This window comes from Clostridium autoethanogenum DSM 10061 (assembly GCF_001484725.1).
In the GTDB taxonomy this organism is placed as follows: domain Bacteria; phylum Bacillota; class Clostridia; order Clostridiales; family Clostridiaceae; genus Clostridium_B; species Clostridium_B ljungdahlii.
This window is the reverse complement of sequence record NZ_CP012395.1, coordinates 3,228,734-3,245,388: the sequence shown is the minus strand read 5'-3', so window position 1 is coordinate 3,245,388 and position 16,655 is coordinate 3,228,734. Positions and strand designations below refer to the sequence as shown.

The following is a 16,655-nucleotide window of genomic DNA, read 5'->3' as shown; positions in this document are numbered from 1 at the left end:
GGGATATTAGAACTCTTGAGCTTCAGCGATTTAGAGTTCTTATGCTGTGCATAACGGCTGCTACGCCCCTGGATAACGATTTCTCCTAAAGGATAACGCCTTCTAAGTGCTGAAGCACTAAGAATCCTGTTAATAAGTTTCAGATGGAGAAAAAAGCTCCACCTGAAGCCAAGAACTCTGTTTATATAAAACTTTACAATAATATAATTCATTTGAAGTATATGTAACAATTAAAGAAAGTAAGGGAGTCAGAGACCACCTTACTTTCTTTAATTAAGATTTTACTATTGTGAAAACTTCTGCACCTGATATTTCATCCGAATAATAGGTTAAACTATAGTCTCCATAAATGCTATATTTGATAACTATTTGCTTTAACGTTTTTGGAACATTATAATCTGTAGAATTATAGTTTAATATTTTAATACTAAAAGATTGCCTCTGACTAGTTACATAATTTTTTAATGCATTGTAAAAGTCATTATAATTATCTACAACATTTATATCATTACCATATCTATCTTTCTCCGTCACATTTAACTTTTCAAAACTATAGTCAGTACTGTTACATTCAGGGTAATCTGATTTATCCCACTCATGATTTTTTTCAATCTGAGAATCAGTTATATTGAAGTAAGAATGTGAAAGGAGCTTGGATCCATCATTTGTAACAGGATCATCCCAGGTAGAATCCATCTGATAATACTGCCCCTGTATTTTTACTATATTCCAGGCATGGCTTATCCATCCATCTCCATCATTTCCCTGTCCTATTACCATTTTACATTCTATACCAGCAGCTGTAAGAAGCCTGTCCATAGCATCTGCATAACCCTGACAAACTGCTGTTTTATTCACTAAAACTCCATAAGCAGTATAGGAATCATCAGGCATATCTGCTGTACCTGCCCTTTGATCATATTCTGTATTATTTACCACATAATCGTGAAGTGCCAATTCTTTTTCATAGTCTTTCATTTGAGGCGTTGTGACACTGTTTACTACTTGATCGACTTTTTGCTGTATTGCATTTTCCTTAGCTATTAAATTTTGCTTAGTATCGTCATACTTAAAATTTATAGTCATTTTAGTAGAACTGGAACTCTCAACATTACTTCCTGCACTTGAATACCAATCTCTTAAATTTGGATTGTCTTTCAAAATCTTATCTATGACACCCAAATTATAAGTACTTCTATCATAGTTTGTTATGTTTAAAACTAAAGTATCCTTATAATTAGAAAGTGCATCCTTTACAGCATTGTAATACTGAGTATAATTTTGTATTGAAATTTCACCATTGGATCCATTTTGCCCATTTACTGTAAAATTATATTTTACTCCTTCATTTAATTGCTTGCCATCAGTAGATTTTAAGTTATTATCTATTACCAAAACGTATTTTTCGCCAGAAGTGTAGGGATTTTCAGGTGAAACCTGCACAACATCTGATTTTGAACTCACTACATTAACTGCTACTGATTGATTATTGTCCTGCTCATATACTTTAATAGAGTTTTTTGCTGAATTTATATCAATATTTTTATTAAAACTTATTGTCCATGTCTTGTTATTGGCTACATTAGAGGTGGCATCGTTATTCCAAATTTTATAATTTTCTGCAGCATAGCAATCTTTACCCACAAATAGAAATCCACACACCACAGCTACCACAATAAATTTACCTATTTTCTTAAACACAATACCATCTCCCAACAACAATTATTTTTTAATTTCATACATTAGATAATGCGTTTCTTTCATTCCTTTGGACTTATAAGTATCTTTAGCTCTTTCATTTTTCTTTTCTACATATAATCTCAAACTGCACACATTATTGCTGCGTTCAGCAAGATATTTCACATAATCAAACAATTGTGTAAATATTCCTTGTCCTCTATAATCTTTGTTTACATATACACTCTGTATCCACCAATAATCTCCGTTTCTCCAATCACTCCATTCTTTAGTTATCATGATCTGTCCCACTACCATGTCGTCCTTTTCATATACAAAATAAATTCCATTTCCATTGTCTTCTAGTGCAGTTCTTACACCTTTTTTCAATATTTCTTTATCTAATTCCAGATTTTCTGTTTCTTTAGCTAAATTATAATTGTATTTTACTATAGTGTCCAGATCTTTTATATTTCCTCTTCTTATCATTACAACATCTCCTAATATCATAATCAATTCACAATTTGTGAATTTTAAATATCTAGTTCAGATAAAGAATTCTTTTTATGAGAAAAAGCCACTTTTAAAAGCACAGGAGTTATAATTGTCGTAAGTATTACAACCATTAAAGTTGGAAGAAATATTTCCTCCGATATAATATTTTTTTGTAATCCTATATTTGCAGTAATTATAGCAACTTCTCCTCTAGAGATCATACCTACTCCAATTTGTAAAGACTCACTTTTACTCATTTTAAGAACTCTAGCCGCACCACCACATCCAATTATTTTTCCAACAACTGCAATAACAAACATAACTAAAGTAATAATTAGTACTTCTAGATTGAGACCCTTTAAATTTGCTTCAATGCCCACACTTGCAAAAAATATAAGTGATAAAAATCCAGAAGAAATTGCTTTGATATTTCTTTCTAAATACTTTTTATGCTCAATAGAAGAAAGTACAAGTCCACATATATATGCTCCTGTAATAGCCGCTATTCCAAGATACTCTGCAATACATGCTATTAAAAGTGCAAATGCCAGTGAAAAAGTAAGCATCTCTTTACCTGGCTTTACATCCCTGGTAAATTTATTTATATACTTAGGTAAACACACTATGCCCAATATAGAAAATCCACAAAATAAAATTATTTTTACAAAAACAAAAACAAGTGACATCATCCCGGAAGCTGAGGCCCCAGAACCAGAGCTTTGGGCTACTGCAAGTACTATAGATATGAGCATAAGCCCTAAAACATCATCTATTACAGCAGCTCCCAAAATATTTATACCAGCCCTTGTATTTAGCTTACCAAGTTCCTTAAGAGTTTCCACACTAATACTTACGCTAGTGGCCGTTAAAATAACTCCAACAAATACATTTTCTAAGAAATTATTAAAAAACATATAGGCACTTAAAGTTCCTAAAATAAAAGGTAAAATAATTCCGCACATGGCAATTATAAAAGAAGATAAACCTGCTTTTTTAAATTCTTCAATATTAGTCTCAAGACCTGCAAGAAACATGAGCATAATTACTCCTAAATTTGAGAGAAGTTTTATATTATCATCATACTGAACAACATTTAAAATAACAGGACCAAGTATTACACCTGCAATGAGTGCCCCCAAAACCTCTGGCATCTTCAACTTTCTACTAATAATTCCGCCTATCCTTGTACATATAAGAATTAACACTATATCTAATAAAGTTTTTTCCATTATAACCTCCTTATTTTAGCTAAAAAAGTGGAAAGCCCCCCTAAAGGACTTTCCACCCCAAAAGTCATATTATCATCTTGAAAACAAATAAATATTTGTCCAACCGAAATATACACTATTTTTAATTTTAATATAGACATAATATCACAATTATGTCAATTACTCAACATATAAATTGTTTTATTAAATTTTAAATTTATTTACAGCTCGTTTAAGCTGTTCAGATAAATTTGCTAAATTCTGACTAGAAGAAGTTATTTCCTCCATAGATGCATATAATTCTTCGGTTTCTCCAGATACTGTTTGACTTTGAGATGCAGTGTCCTTTGATATCTTATCAATTGTCTCTACATTTAAAACAATTTGTTCACTACCTTCTGCAAGCTGCTGTAAAGTTTCCGAAGTACTCTGAATTTGCAAAGAAACATCATTTACAAGCTTTAATATTTCATTAAATGAATTCCCCGCATTGTTCACTACTTTCGTCCCATCATTTACATTGTCCATACTACTCTTCATAGAAACAGTAGCTCCTTGAATATTTTCTTTAACTTGCTGAATAAGTTTTACAATTTTATCTGCAGATTCACCTGATTCCTCTGCAAGTTCACGTACTTCTTCTGCTACAACTGAAAATCCTTTTCCCTGCTCTCCAGCACGTGCAGCCTCAATAGATGCGTTTAAAGCCAATAAATTAGTTTGATCTGCAATATCTGAAATAGTATTTACAATTTCTCCAATAGCCATAGAATCACGATTAAGCTTTTCCACTGAATCTTTTACTATTTCCGTTGAATTTTTAATAGATTCCATCTGGCTAACAGCCTGTAATATAACATCACTGCCTTTTTTAGCTGCTGAAGATGCATTACTTGCAGCATTTGCTACTTCCTGAGAATTAGCGGCCACTTCCTCAGAACTTGCGGAAATTTGCTCAACTACTGCAGATGCTTCTCCTGAAGATTTAGATTGATTTTCAGCTCCTTCAGCCACCTTGATAATGGCATCATTCACATGTCCTACAGTATCGTTTAACTGATGGGTGTTATTATAAAGTTCTTCTGAAGCTTCTGTTACCTCATTAGAAACATTTAGAACCAGTCTTACAATATTTTTTAAATTTTGTGCCATTATATTAATTGAAGTAGCCAGTTCTCCTATTTCATCCTTTTCCTCTATTTTTATAGGTTCAACTATCAAATTTCCATCAGCTATCTGTCCCAGGGAATCTACACACTTATCAAGCCTTAATACAATTTTATTAGAAATTTTCATTGCTGCAAAAATACTGGCTGCAATACTTATTAAGAATATAATACTCATAATCCATTTTGCTCTAGAGCCTGCATTTCTAGTCTGTGTCCATGCATTATTTGTAATTTCATTTATCATATTACTAAGTTTAGTATACACATATTTATAATCATCCATATATACTTTTCCATCTTGAAGTCTATCTCGTGCTATTTGAATTTTTCCCGACTTAACTAAGTTTATTTGATCTCTAAAATAATTATCTATTACCTGAATATTTGGTATAACTTCATTTTTTATAGTAATGGCTAAATTATCATCTACATAATAATAACTTTTTATATTTTTTATATTCTTTTGAATATTTTCTTCACTTGAATCGTAGGACTCTAGAAATCTGTTATCTCCATCGCTTGCAATATAACCTCTGACTCCTGACTCTTCATTTATCAGTTCACTGCTAATTTGGGACATAATATTGCCTATTGGAATGACATCTTTTGAAACTCTATCTGTAGATTTTTCAATGCGATTAAAATTAAAAAAAGCACCTATTGTAGCTAAAAACATCATTATCAAAATAATACTAAATCCTACAAAAATTTTAGTTTTAACTTTTACATTTTTTATCACAATACTCTCCCCCATTAATAATCCTATTTTGCATCCTGCACATTTTCTTTTGTAATCATTTTGTAATCAATCCAGATGTATTTTCCATCTGTAATCTTATACTTAAAATTACTTTCATCAGGAATTTTCCCCTTGGAAAGTATATATGATAAATCAAAAGCAGCATCTCCCTGTTTTGCAGCATCATTTAAAACAGTCCCGAAAAGGGTGCCATCTTCAACAGCTTTAACTGCCGGTGCCGTAGCATCTACACCTACTACAGGTACATATTTTCCTCCATTAAAATATCCAGCTGCTTTTAGGGCATCAACAGCTCCAAGGGCCATGTCATCATTGTTTGCTATTACACAGTCAAAATTTGGACCATATGACGAGATAAACGAGGTCATTTTTTCCTGAGCCTTTGTACGATCCCACATAGCAGTATCTTCTGCCACCTTTTGCACCTTAAAACCTGAATCTTCAAGAGCTTTTATAGAATATTGTGTTCTCTTTTCAGCATCTTGATTTCTCATTTCCCCTTTTAGCATAATATATCTAATAGTGCCATCTTGAGTAGGATGGCCTTTAAAATAATTTACAAGCATCTGCCCCTGTATTGTTCCAGATTGCTCTGCTTTAGCACCTACATAGTAAACTTTATTCCATTTTTCCACATCTTCTTTTTTAGGCTGGCGATTTACAAATACTGTAGGTATATTTGCTTTTTTACATTTTTCAATAATCTGCCCTGCAGCATTAACATCCACTGGATTTATATCAAGTACATCGACTTTTCTATTTATAAAGAGACTTATCTTGTCATTTTCAACTGTTTGGATATTATTTCCATTCCAAATATCAACTCTAGCTTTTCCATTAGATACCTTATACATCTCATTCTTAAGTTCAGTTATCCATGTATTATTAAACTCATAGGCAACAAAACCAATTACAGGTTCATTTTTATTTGAAGATAAAGAATTTGAACAGCCTGTCCCCAAAATAATAGTTAATAGACCAGTAACAGCAATTGATTTCATACATTTCTTCACAATCAAAGCCCCCTAAAAATATCTAAATTTTTCCCTTATATGCAACCTGCCAATAATCGATTAAAATTAATCGATTATTGGCAGGTTGCACCACTAACTCCAAACTCTCCAGGTGCCCAATTATAGAGAATTTTTCATTGTTTCCAACTTTTAAAAACATACTAAATTATTATTTAATTTTACTGCTAAAATTGAAAATAATCAATAAAATAGAGCCAAAAGTGAAAAGTTTACACTTTTGGCTCTATTTTTATCCAATCGCCACCATTACTAACACCCCCATCGCACACAACGAAAGCGACTATCGCCAAATCAAAGATTTGGAATATCTGCTTTTCTACCAAAGTGGGTGATAAGTACTGCTACGTGCCTGAATAAGTTCTTCCCCTAAAGGATAACGTATTATAAGTGCTAAAGACACTAAGAATACTGTTAATAAGGTTCAGCTGGATAAAGTCGTCCTTACAAGCAAACTACACCTGAACCTAAGAATCACTTGATAAAAGTTAATTTGCAGTTACAATACCCAACTTTTCACGCAAAGCTTTATAAGTATCATCAATATACTTTTCAGCTTTATCTTGATCTTCTATTGCCTCAACCTTAACTGCACAGTATTTATATTCTGGAGTTTTTGATATAGGGTCCAGATTATCTACTGTAAGTTCATTGCAGGCACCAATCCACCATTGATAAGTCATATAAGTAGCTCCTTTTAAAACTCTATCTGTAACATTTGCCCTTGTTACTACAGAACCTCTTTTTGAAGATACTCTAACTAAATCTCCTGTTTTAATTCCAAGTTCTTCTGCATCTTCTATACTCATCTGTATTTTTCCAGGTTCATCTTCTAGCTGCTGTAGAGCACGACAATTTCCTGTCATTGTCCTTACAGAGTAATGCCCTATTTCTCTAACTGTACACAAACTAAGCGGATATTTTTCATCTGGTGATTCTTCTGTAGGTCTCCATTCTGAAGCAAATAAAATACCCTTTTTGCTCGGAGTACTAAACTCGTTGTTTTCATACAAAACAGGAGTTCCTGGATGATCTTCTGTAGGACATGGCCAAAGTACACCATCTAAAGTTTCCATTTTCTCATAAGTTGCACCTGCAAATTTAGGTGAAAGGCTTCTCATTTCATCCCATATTTCCTTTGTATTATTATAGTGCATTTTATATCCCATAGCTGAAGATAACTCGCAAATTATCTGCCAATCAGGTTTTGCTTCACCAATTGGTTCAACTGCCTTGTTAAACTTTTGCAATCCTCTATCTGCAGCACTATATACCCCTTCATGTTCTCCCCAGGCAGTTGCTGGCAAAATTACATCTGCATGTAATGTAGTTTTATTCATAAATATGTCCTGAACTACTACAAATTCAAGCTCATCCAAAGCCTCCCTTACTTCATTTGAATTTGGATCACTTTGAACACAATCTTCACCCATAATATAATATGCCTTTAATTTATGTTCCTCCAGTACTGCTTTAGGTACTTCAGTCAAATGATAGCCAATTTTGTCTGGAAGATTTTTTACTCCCCAAGCTTTTTCAAATTTTTCTCTCACATTTTTATCTGTAACACTCTGATATCCTGGAAAATTATTTGGAAGTGCTCCCATATCACAGGCTCCCTGAACATTATTTTGTCCTCTTACAGGGCCTATTCCAACACTTGGCCTTCCATAATTTCCTGTTAGTAGTGCCAAACCAGCTAATCCTTTTACCACATCTACAGCTTGACCAAATTGACATACTCCCATACCATAAAGTATCATTGGGTTTTTAGCTGAAGCATACATTTCCATAGCTTTTTTAATCTTTTCTGCTGGTACATTTACTATTTTTTCTACATATTCAGGTGTATATTTCTTTATAACTTTAATATATTCATCGAATCCTTCTGTATATTTTTCTACATAATCTTTATTGTATAAACCTTCATTAATAAGAACATTGGCAAAACCGTTTACAAGTGCCATATTAGTACCACCCTTTATCGGAAGCCATAAATCTGAAATTCTTACACTTTCTGTTACCCTAGGGTCCACTACTACTATTTTTGCACCTTTTTGTCTTGCCTTAACTATTCTTCTTGCTACCATAGGATGAGATTCTGCAGGATTATACCCAAAAATAAATACCAAGTCTGCATTATCAATTTCAGGAATGCTATTAGACATTGCACCATTTCCCAACACTTTAGCAAGTCCAGCTACAGAAGGTCCATGACAAACTCTAGCACAGTTGTCCACATTATTTGTTCCAATAACAGCCCTCATAAATTTTTGCATAATATAGTTAGCTTCATTTCCAGGACCTCTAGAACAACCAGTACCCATTATAGAATCAGCGCCATACTTGTCTCTTATTTCTCCCAATCTTTTTGCAGTAAAACTGATAGCTTCATCCCAAGTAACTTCTTCGAGCTTGCCATTTTTTCGTATCTTAGGCTTCCTTATACGTGGAGTTAAAAGCTTAGGATCATTTAAATAATCCCATCCATAATAACCTTTAAGACAAAGCTCTCCCTCATTTGTTCTGCCCATAGCAGGCTCAGCTCTCTTAATTTTCCCATCTTCAACCACTAAATACAGTCTGCAACCAGCACCACAGTAAGGACATACAGTTAATACTTTATTCTCCATAATAACTACCCCATTATTTTTTATATTTTTTGAATCTTTCTATATTTAATATATCACTAAAAAAGTGTGCAATTCAAAGACTATAAGAAATACTTATTCGTTGTTATTAGTAGTATTAAAATTTTTTATAGTGGCTCTTTTCTGTAAAATTGGTTATTATACATATTGTAGTACATACTCTTCTTTTTAATTAAATCTTTATGACTTCCTTTCTCTACTATTTCTCCCTTATCTACTACCATTATAATGTCTGAATTTTTAATAGTACTTAATCTATGAGCAATAATAAAACTAGTTCTCCCCTTCATAAGTTTATTCATAGCATCCTCTATTTTAAGTTCTGTTAGTGTATCCACATTACTAGTAGCTTCATCTAGAACAAGTATTGCGGGATTTGAAAGTATTGCTCTTGATATAGCTATAAGCTGTCTTTCGCCTTGACTTAAATTGTTTCCTCCCTCATGAATTAAAGTATTATATTTTTGTGGAAGTTTCTCAATAAATGTCTCTGCATTAGCAAACCTAACTGCCTGCTTAATTTCAGTAAAATCTGCATCTAACTTACCATATCTTATATTTTCAAGTATTGTTCCCGCAAAAAGATACGTATCCTGAAGAACTATACCAAAACATTTTCTAAGACTATCTCTCTTATAATTTCTTATATCCTCTCCATCAATTAAAATTTTACCAGCTGATACATCATAAAATCTAGTGACCAAATTTACAATAGTTGTTTTACCAGCTCCTGTAGGTCCAACAAGGGCAACTTTTGTACCAGGACTTATATCAAAACTTATGTTTTTTAATATTTTAACATCTTTTCTATAGCAAAAGCTTACGTTTTCAAAGCTAACCCGTCCTTTTACATGATCAAATACCTTTGCATCAGAAATGTCTTCCAACTCCTCTTTTTCATCTAGTACTTCAAATACTCTTTCTGCACCTGCTGCTGCTGATTGGAGTGTATTAAATATACTAGCTATATCATTTAATGGTCTTGCAAATTGTCTTGAGTAACTTAAAAAACTAGCTATAATTCCCACTGTTATAATATTCTTTAAAGCTAACACTCCCCCTACACCTGCTACAGCTGCAAAACCTATATTGTTTATTACATTCATTATTGGCATTAAAAACCCTGACCAAATTTGAGCTTTTAACCCTACTTCACATAGGGAAGAATTTATTTTATTAAACTCCTCTATACACTTTTCACCATGATTAAAAGCTTTTACTACTTGAATCCCAGATATTGTTTCTTCTATATGTCCATTAAGTTTTCCAAGTTCTATCTGTTGATCTTTAAACAGCGGATTTGTTTTTTTTGCTATACTCTTAGTTAATAAAAAAACCATAGGCACTGTAATTAAAGTCACAAAAGTAAGAAACGGACTTAATATAAGCATCATTACAAAAGATCCTAAAACTGTTATTACTCCTGACATAAGCTGAACCGTAGATTGTGATATAGTACTACTTACATTTTCTACATCGTTTGTAAGTCTGCTCATAATTTCTCCGTGAGTATTCATATCAAAAAAAGATAGTGGAAGCTTTTGAAGTTTGCCAAATAAATTTTTTCTAAGACCCATTATTATCCGCTGGGCTACCCCTGACATAATCCATCCCTGAAAAAAAGTTAAAATAGTATCCACTACATAAGTTAATAAAAGCAACATAATCATTATCCAAAGCATATTAAAGTTTACTTTTCCATAGGATTCTGACATGGCATCAATAGCTCTTCCTATAAGATAAGGTCCTATAAGTCCTACTACAGAATCTATTATTACAGATATGAGTATTATAACTAGTAATTTTCTCTCACTTCCAAAATATTTCCACAGTCTTAGAATCGTTTTTCTTAAATTTTTTGGTTTTTCTACAGGTCCAAGTCTTCTTCCCCTTCCTCTCTTTCTAGCACCTAAAGGAACTGTTATATTATTTCTATCATATTTTCCCATATCCTCTATATATTCTCCTTTCCAAACTGAGATATTAATATGTCTTCATAAGTCTTACAGGTTTTCACAAGTTCATCATGTTTTCCAATACCTATTAATTTTCCACCATCAATTACAAGTATTTTATCTGCCCACATTATAGAAGATATTTTCTGTGAAATTATGATACACGTTAAATTTTCTAAACCTTTTCTTAAATTTTCTCTTATCTTAGCTTCTGTAACTGCATCTAATGCACTTGTACAGTCATCAAATATAAGTACTTCAGGGCTTTTAATAAGTGCACGTGCTATGGAAATCCTCTGTTTTTGCCCACCTGAAAAATTGATTCCTTCTTGTCCAATTTTAGTATCATATTTTTCAGGAAATCTATCTATAAATTCATTAGCTTCTGCAATTTCACAAACTTTTTTTACTTCTTCTAGAGAAGCATTTTCTTTGCCCCATCTTATATTCTCAATAACAGTTCCAGTAAATAATGTTGTTTTTTGAGGCACTAACGCTATTTTATCCATCAAAGTTTTTTGATCTATATTCTGTATATTCACTCCATCAATTTTTATGATTCCAGAAGTTACATTATAAAATCTAGGTATTAAATTCACCAAACTGCTTTTACCTGAACCTGTAGGTCCAACAATACCAATTGTTTCTCCTGGCATACAGTTAAAACTAATATTATTTATAACTTGATGTCCATCTGAATAGAAAAAGCATACATTTTCAAAATCTATTCTCCCTTTTTCAGTAAAATTTGTAGAGACTTCATTAAATTCTATGTCATTCTCCTCATCCAATATCTCAAAAATTCTAACTGCTGAAGCTTTAGATCTAGCAAATACATTAAATATAGCAGATATCATCATAATAGAAAAAAGTATTTGTGTCATATAATTAGTAAAAGCAATTATTTTCCCTACCTGAATATCTCCTGCCTCTACATACTTTCCACCAATCCACAAAACACATACTATTCCTATATTGATAATCAAATTTCTTCCTGGAGAAAATAAAGACATGATACGCATTGCAGTTGTAGTTAATTTTCCTAAATTTTTATTTGCAATTTCAAATTTTTCACTTTCATAATTAAATCTGTTAAATGCCTTTACCACCCTTACTCCAGACAAATATTCTCTCATAACAGAATTTATTTTATCAAGTGATACTTGAACCTTCATAAAATAGGGATATCCTATTTTCATATTTAAGAATATAAGTAAAACTATAATTGGTATTATAATAAACAATATCACTGCTAAATGTAAATTCAGCTTGGACGCCATAATAATACTTCCAATACAAACAATAGGAGCCTTTACAAATATCCTCATAAGTCCATTGACAAAATTTTGAACTTGAGTTACATCATTGGTAAGACGTGTTATAAGTGAACTGCTTTTAAATTTATCAATACTATTAAGTGAAAAACTCTGAATTTTTTTAAATAAATCTGCCCTTAAATCCCTACTAAATTTTTGAGATACACTTCCAGATAAAATATTACGTCCTGATGCACCTAAAGCACCTAATCCTGTAACTGTCAGCATTATAAATCCGTGTTTAACTATGTAATCCATATTCTTATTTGCTACACCTATATCTACTATTTTTGACATTATAGTAGGCTGCATCAAATCACACATTGCTTCCACAGCAAGACAAAATATAGCAAGGCAAAAACCTTTCCAGTATTTATGTATATATTTTTTCATATATTTCAATGGACACACTCCCCAAATTTTATCTTATTTATTGATAATATTACTTTTTAATTGCAGTTTCAATTATGAACATAAGATTAATTAAGCTTCTTGTCTAATGCAAAAGTACTAATTATACTGTATAATTATCTAGAAGTTAAATAGAATATTATGTAAACCTATGAATATCAATCTAATTTAAAGAGGCGATTACTTTGAGAAATTTTTTAAATAAACTTTCTTATTATTTTAGAGAAAGTTATGGTATTGATAAACTTTCTACCCACCTTTATATTGGCGGAATTGTTCTATCTTTATTTAGACGTACAGCTACACTAGGGTTTGTATTTTTCATATACAGTACCTGGAGGTGCCTTTCAAGGAATAAATACAGGAGATACAAGGAACTTGAGGCTTATGAAAATTTCATCTCACCTCTAGCTAAAAGGTTTAGTGGGTTTACCTATTCTATGAACAATCATAAACAGTATAAAATATTTAAGTGTCCAAATTGCTCCCAAAAATTAAGAGTTCCTAGACACAAAGGAAAGATAACCATAACATGTAAAAATTGTGGTACTTCTTTTAAAAGGAAATCTTAATCTTTTTCATTAACATAGTTTATGATAAAATAGAATAAAAACTTGAAAAGTAGGTGCTGCTATTGGGTGAAAGAAGAATATTTGTGGCAGTTTTTAAATTTGTAATTTTAATATTTTGGACAATGTTTCAATTTGTAGCTATTGCACTAGTTTTCAATTCATTTAATATATCCTTAATATATTACTTTGTCTTTTTTGAAATCATAAGTGTCATTTTCGTAATTCATTTAAACTATAAGGATAAAAATACTTCTTATAAAATAAGCTGGATAGTTTTAATTCTTCTCATTCCAGTAGTGGGAGCACTTATTTATATTTTTTCCATGATTGGAATAAAACGTAACTTTAATAAGATAAACAAAATAGAATTGGATAAAGACGTATTTCCAAAAGAAGACCAAGATATGCTTTCTTCTTTTAAAAATGAAAATAAAATGAGATACAATGAAACAAGACTTATAAAAAATATTAGTGACTATGGATGCTATATAAATACAAAAGTTGATTACTTCTCGTCAGGGGAAGACATGTATAAAAAACTTTTAGAAGAATTGAAAAATGCCAAGAAGTTTATTTTTTTAGAGTACTTCATAATCTCAAAAAGTAAAATGTGGGATGAAATTTTTGAGATTTTAAAAGAAAAAGCCAATAATGGTGTAGAAGTAAGAGTACTAGTAGACTATGTTGGTTCTCTTGTTGTTTTACCAAAAAATTTTAAAAGGTCTCTTAAAGTCAATAATATAAAATTAAAAATATTTAATCCATTTAAAATAATTTTAAATTTTATGCTAAATTACAGAGATCACAGAAAGATAACTGTAATTGATGGAACTGTTGCTTTTACTGGTGGAATTAATATAGGCGATGAGTATATAAATGAATATAAAAAATATGGTTACTGGAAAGACATGGCTGTATGCTTAAAAGGAGAAGCAGTTTATAGTTTTACAATTATGTTCTTAAGAATGTGGCAATCAATATCAAAAAAGAAAGAGGACTTTTCAAAATATAAGACTTCATTCAAACTAGAAAAAAGTCAGGGTATTGTAATGCCTTATAACAGTGGACCCATAAAACCTGATGGCGCAGCAGAATACGTGTATTTAAACATTATAAACAGTGCTAAAAATTACATTTATATTACTACCCCCTACTTGGTAATAGGATATGAAATGACACTGGCACTTTGCCTCGCAGCAAAAAGGGGAGTAGATGTGAGAATAATAACCCCTTTTATTCCAGATAAAAAAATCGTACAGATTCTCACTAGATCTCATTATGACAACTTATTAGATTCAGGAGTAAAAATATACGAATATACACCAGGATTTATCCATGGAAAAACTTTTGTATCTGATGGGGAATGTGCAGTAGTTGGAACTATAAACTTAGATTACAGAAGTTTATATTTGCATTTTGAATGTGCAACCTACCTGTACAATGTCCCCATAATAGATAATATTTACAAAGATTTTTTAAGAACTATAGAAGTATCAAAAAAGATAAACAAAGATGTATGGGAAAAAAGAAGTCTTTCAAAAAAAATTGTAGAATCAATTTTGAGAATGTTTGCTCCATTAGTATAAACAGAGTTCTTGCATCAAATATAATTTTAACCCCACTTGATGCCAAGAACTCTGTTTATGTTATCCTGATTTTTTGACTTTGCAGATACATGTTACAATTATAGTGACAATTGGCAAAGTATAACACAACAAAGCATAAGGTGCATACTTAATGGTAGAAATACCTGTGACTGCTAAAATTAATAAGGAATTTACATTCCATGGAACTAATGGAGCAATAACAGTTCCAGTATCAGATATTGTTCTAGCTAATATCCTATTTTCCACACCTAATTCCTCGTACTTATGTCTCAAAAGTTGTCCAGGTAATATTATGCCAACAGTTTGATCACAAGCTATTGTGGACATTCCGCTTATAGCACAAGTCTTTATAACCAATTCTTCCTTTGATTTTATAGTTGAAATTACTTTATCCACTATAGGTTTTATAAGTCCTGTTCCTTGAAAAATACTATTTAACGAAATAGCTCCTCCCATTATAAGTAAAACCTCAACCATAGAAGTTATTCCACCACCAGTTAATACCTTATTCAAATACTCATATTTTGTATTTCCCATATAACCCGTAGTTATTTCCATGACAACACCCCAAATGCTAGTCTTTTGTACTGCCATAGATAAAATCACACTGGCGGCTAATCCAAGTGAAAGTGAGTTAACTATTTTTACACCTAAAAAAGACACTATAAAAATTACTGCAGGTATTAGTAAAAAAAGTGGTGAAATTACAAAACTCTTTTTAATGGCGGTAGTATATCTATTTATATTTGAAGAATTAGAACCCAAACTATACCTTTGTCCAATGTAAAAATATACAGAACCAGCTATCAAATATGCAGGAAATAATATCTTAACCATAGATGACAACATATTTTTATAGGATGTTTTAACAGTAGTTAATGTAAGATTTACAAGTCCTGAAATTGGAGACATTTTATCTGCTAAAAATGCACCTGAAACAATTACTCCTAAAATAATATAATCTGGAATTCCAAAAGCCTTTGCCAACCCTAAGCTTGCAATTCCAATAGTACTTATAGTTGCAAAAGCAGACCCTATAAACACTGCTACAGCAGACGTAAGTATAAAAATCGTAAATAAAATATTCATGTGCTGCATATATTTGAAGCCATAGTACATTATTGTAGGTATAACTCCAGATGAAAACCATACAGGGATTAAAGCCCCTATCAATAAAATTAAAGTAAGCAATTGTCTACAGTCAAGAAGGCTATTCTTTACCATAACTAATAGCTCCGTAACACTAAACCCATTTTTTACAAAAACACAGGTTGAAAAAATTATACTTATAGTAAATGCGTAAAATAATGATGCCTTAAAAACTATAGAGCTGAGTATGGCTATAAATGTAAAAATTAAAACGATGTACCTATGCCTTTCCTGGATGTTCTTATTGCACATAATACGCCTCCAAAACAATTAATAATTATCTTAACTTGCAAAGTTTTTAAACTGCGAAAGTTGAGCAAATATTTAAAAAACTCCCACATTTTATATTATATTATCTTTGTTAAAAAAGTCTAGTAATTTTTATAAAAAATAGAAGGTCATAATAACCTTCTATGAGATAATTCTATATAGTTATCTTTCAAATTTATTAAGCAGTCTTTCTAGTTCCCGTGCTTGCAGGGCAGATTCTTCTGCAAATTTTTTAAACACCTGATTTATTTCTTTATTCTCTATCTTACCAGAATACTCCTGGTAATCTCTAACGCTCTCCTGCTCATCAAGAAGTTTTTGCTTTATCATATCTTCAACTGTTAATTTCATCCTTATCTCTCCTTTCTACCAATAGTTTTTGTT

General features: G+C 31.5%; 12 protein-coding genes, 1 riboswitch and 1 other annotated feature. Of the genes, 2 read left to right on the top strand and 10 right to left on the bottom strand.

The annotated features are described in order from the left end of the window. Positions 1 to 273: 273 nt before the first annotated feature. The 8 genes from CLAU_RS14645 to CLAU_RS14610 form a co-directional block, all read right to left on the bottom strand. A complete protein-coding gene (locus CLAU_RS14645; protein WP_023162950.1) occupies positions 274 to 1,701 on the bottom strand; it encodes a transglutaminase domain-containing protein in 1,428 nt (475 codons plus the stop codon). Positions 1,702 to 1,722: 21 nt separating this feature from the next. After that, positions 1,723 to 2,166, bottom strand: a complete 444-nt coding sequence (locus tag CLAU_RS14640) for a GNAT family N-acetyltransferase (protein ID WP_023162949.1) — start codon at positions 2,164 to 2,166, stop codon at positions 1,723 to 1,725. A gap of 44 nt (positions 2,167 to 2,210) precedes the next feature. Next, on the bottom strand, positions 2,211 to 3,401 hold the full coding sequence (locus tag CLAU_RS14635; protein WP_023162948.1) for a cation:proton antiporter: 1,191 nt from the start codon (positions 3,399 to 3,401) through the stop codon (positions 2,211 to 2,213). A gap of 46 nt (positions 3,402 to 3,447) precedes the next feature. Next, positions 3,448 to 3,506: a sequence feature (sodium ion sensor (DUF1646 type); this cis-regulatory element may regulate processes involved in with the transportation of sodium ions), on the bottom strand. 78 nt (positions 3,507 to 3,584) lie between these two features. After that, complete coding sequence (locus CLAU_RS14630) at positions 3,585 to 5,288, bottom strand: methyl-accepting chemotaxis protein (RefSeq protein WP_029170016.1); 1,704 nt, start codon at positions 5,286 to 5,288, stop codon at positions 3,585 to 3,587. Between the two features lie 23 nt (positions 5,289 to 5,311). Next, positions 5,312 to 6,322, bottom strand: coding sequence for a galactose ABC transporter substrate-binding protein (locus CLAU_RS14625; RefSeq protein ID WP_023162946.1), 1,011 nt, complete (start codon positions 6,320 to 6,322; stop codon positions 5,312 to 5,314). Between the two features lie 70 nt (positions 6,323 to 6,392). After that, a riboswitch (cyclic di-GMP riboswitch) is annotated at positions 6,393 to 6,476 on the bottom strand. Positions 6,477 to 6,828: 352 nt separating this feature from the next. Beyond that, positions 6,829 to 8,973, bottom strand: a complete 2,145-nt coding sequence (fdhF, locus tag CLAU_RS14620) for a formate dehydrogenase subunit alpha (RefSeq protein WP_023162945.1) — start codon at positions 8,971 to 8,973, stop codon at positions 6,829 to 6,831. Between the two features lie 125 nt (positions 8,974 to 9,098). Next, on the bottom strand, positions 9,099 to 10,940 hold the full coding sequence (locus CLAU_RS14615) for an ABC transporter ATP-binding protein (RefSeq protein WP_023162944.1): 1,842 nt from the start codon (positions 10,938 to 10,940) through the stop codon (positions 9,099 to 9,101). Between the two features lie 5 nt (positions 10,941 to 10,945). Then, positions 10,946 to 12,655 (bottom strand): ABC transporter ATP-binding protein, encoded by a 1,710-nt coding sequence (locus tag CLAU_RS14610; RefSeq protein WP_179943928.1) that lies wholly within the window; start codon positions 12,653 to 12,655, stop codon positions 10,946 to 10,948. A gap of 203 nt (positions 12,656 to 12,858) precedes the next feature. On the opposite strand from CLAU_RS14610, the gene CLAU_RS14605 reads away from it, so the two are divergent. Then, positions 12,859 to 13,245, top strand: coding sequence for a zinc finger containing protein (locus tag CLAU_RS14605; RefSeq protein WP_013237555.1), 387 nt, complete (start codon positions 12,859 to 12,861; stop codon positions 13,243 to 13,245). Between the two features lie 62 nt (positions 13,246 to 13,307). Further along, positions 13,308 to 14,831: a cardiolipin synthase gene (gene cls, locus CLAU_RS14600; RefSeq protein ID WP_023162942.1), complete on the top strand. Its 1,524-nt coding sequence runs from the start codon at positions 13,308 to 13,310 to the stop codon at positions 14,829 to 14,831. A gap of 60 nt (positions 14,832 to 14,891) precedes the next feature. On the opposite strand, the gene CLAU_RS14595 is transcribed toward cls, so the two are convergent. Both CLAU_RS14595 and CLAU_RS14590 read right to left on the bottom strand, forming a co-directional pair. Further along, a complete protein-coding gene (locus tag CLAU_RS14595; protein ID WP_023162941.1) occupies positions 14,892 to 16,253 on the bottom strand; it encodes a Na+/H+ antiporter NhaC family protein in 1,362 nt (453 codons plus the stop codon). A gap of 180 nt (positions 16,254 to 16,433) precedes the next feature. Next, positions 16,434 to 16,622 carry a hypothetical protein gene (locus CLAU_RS14590; protein WP_013237552.1) on the bottom strand — a complete coding sequence of 63 codons (189 nt, stop codon included), beginning with the start codon at positions 16,620 to 16,622 and terminating at the stop codon, positions 16,434 to 16,436. Positions 16,623 to 16,655: the final 33 nt, after the last annotated feature.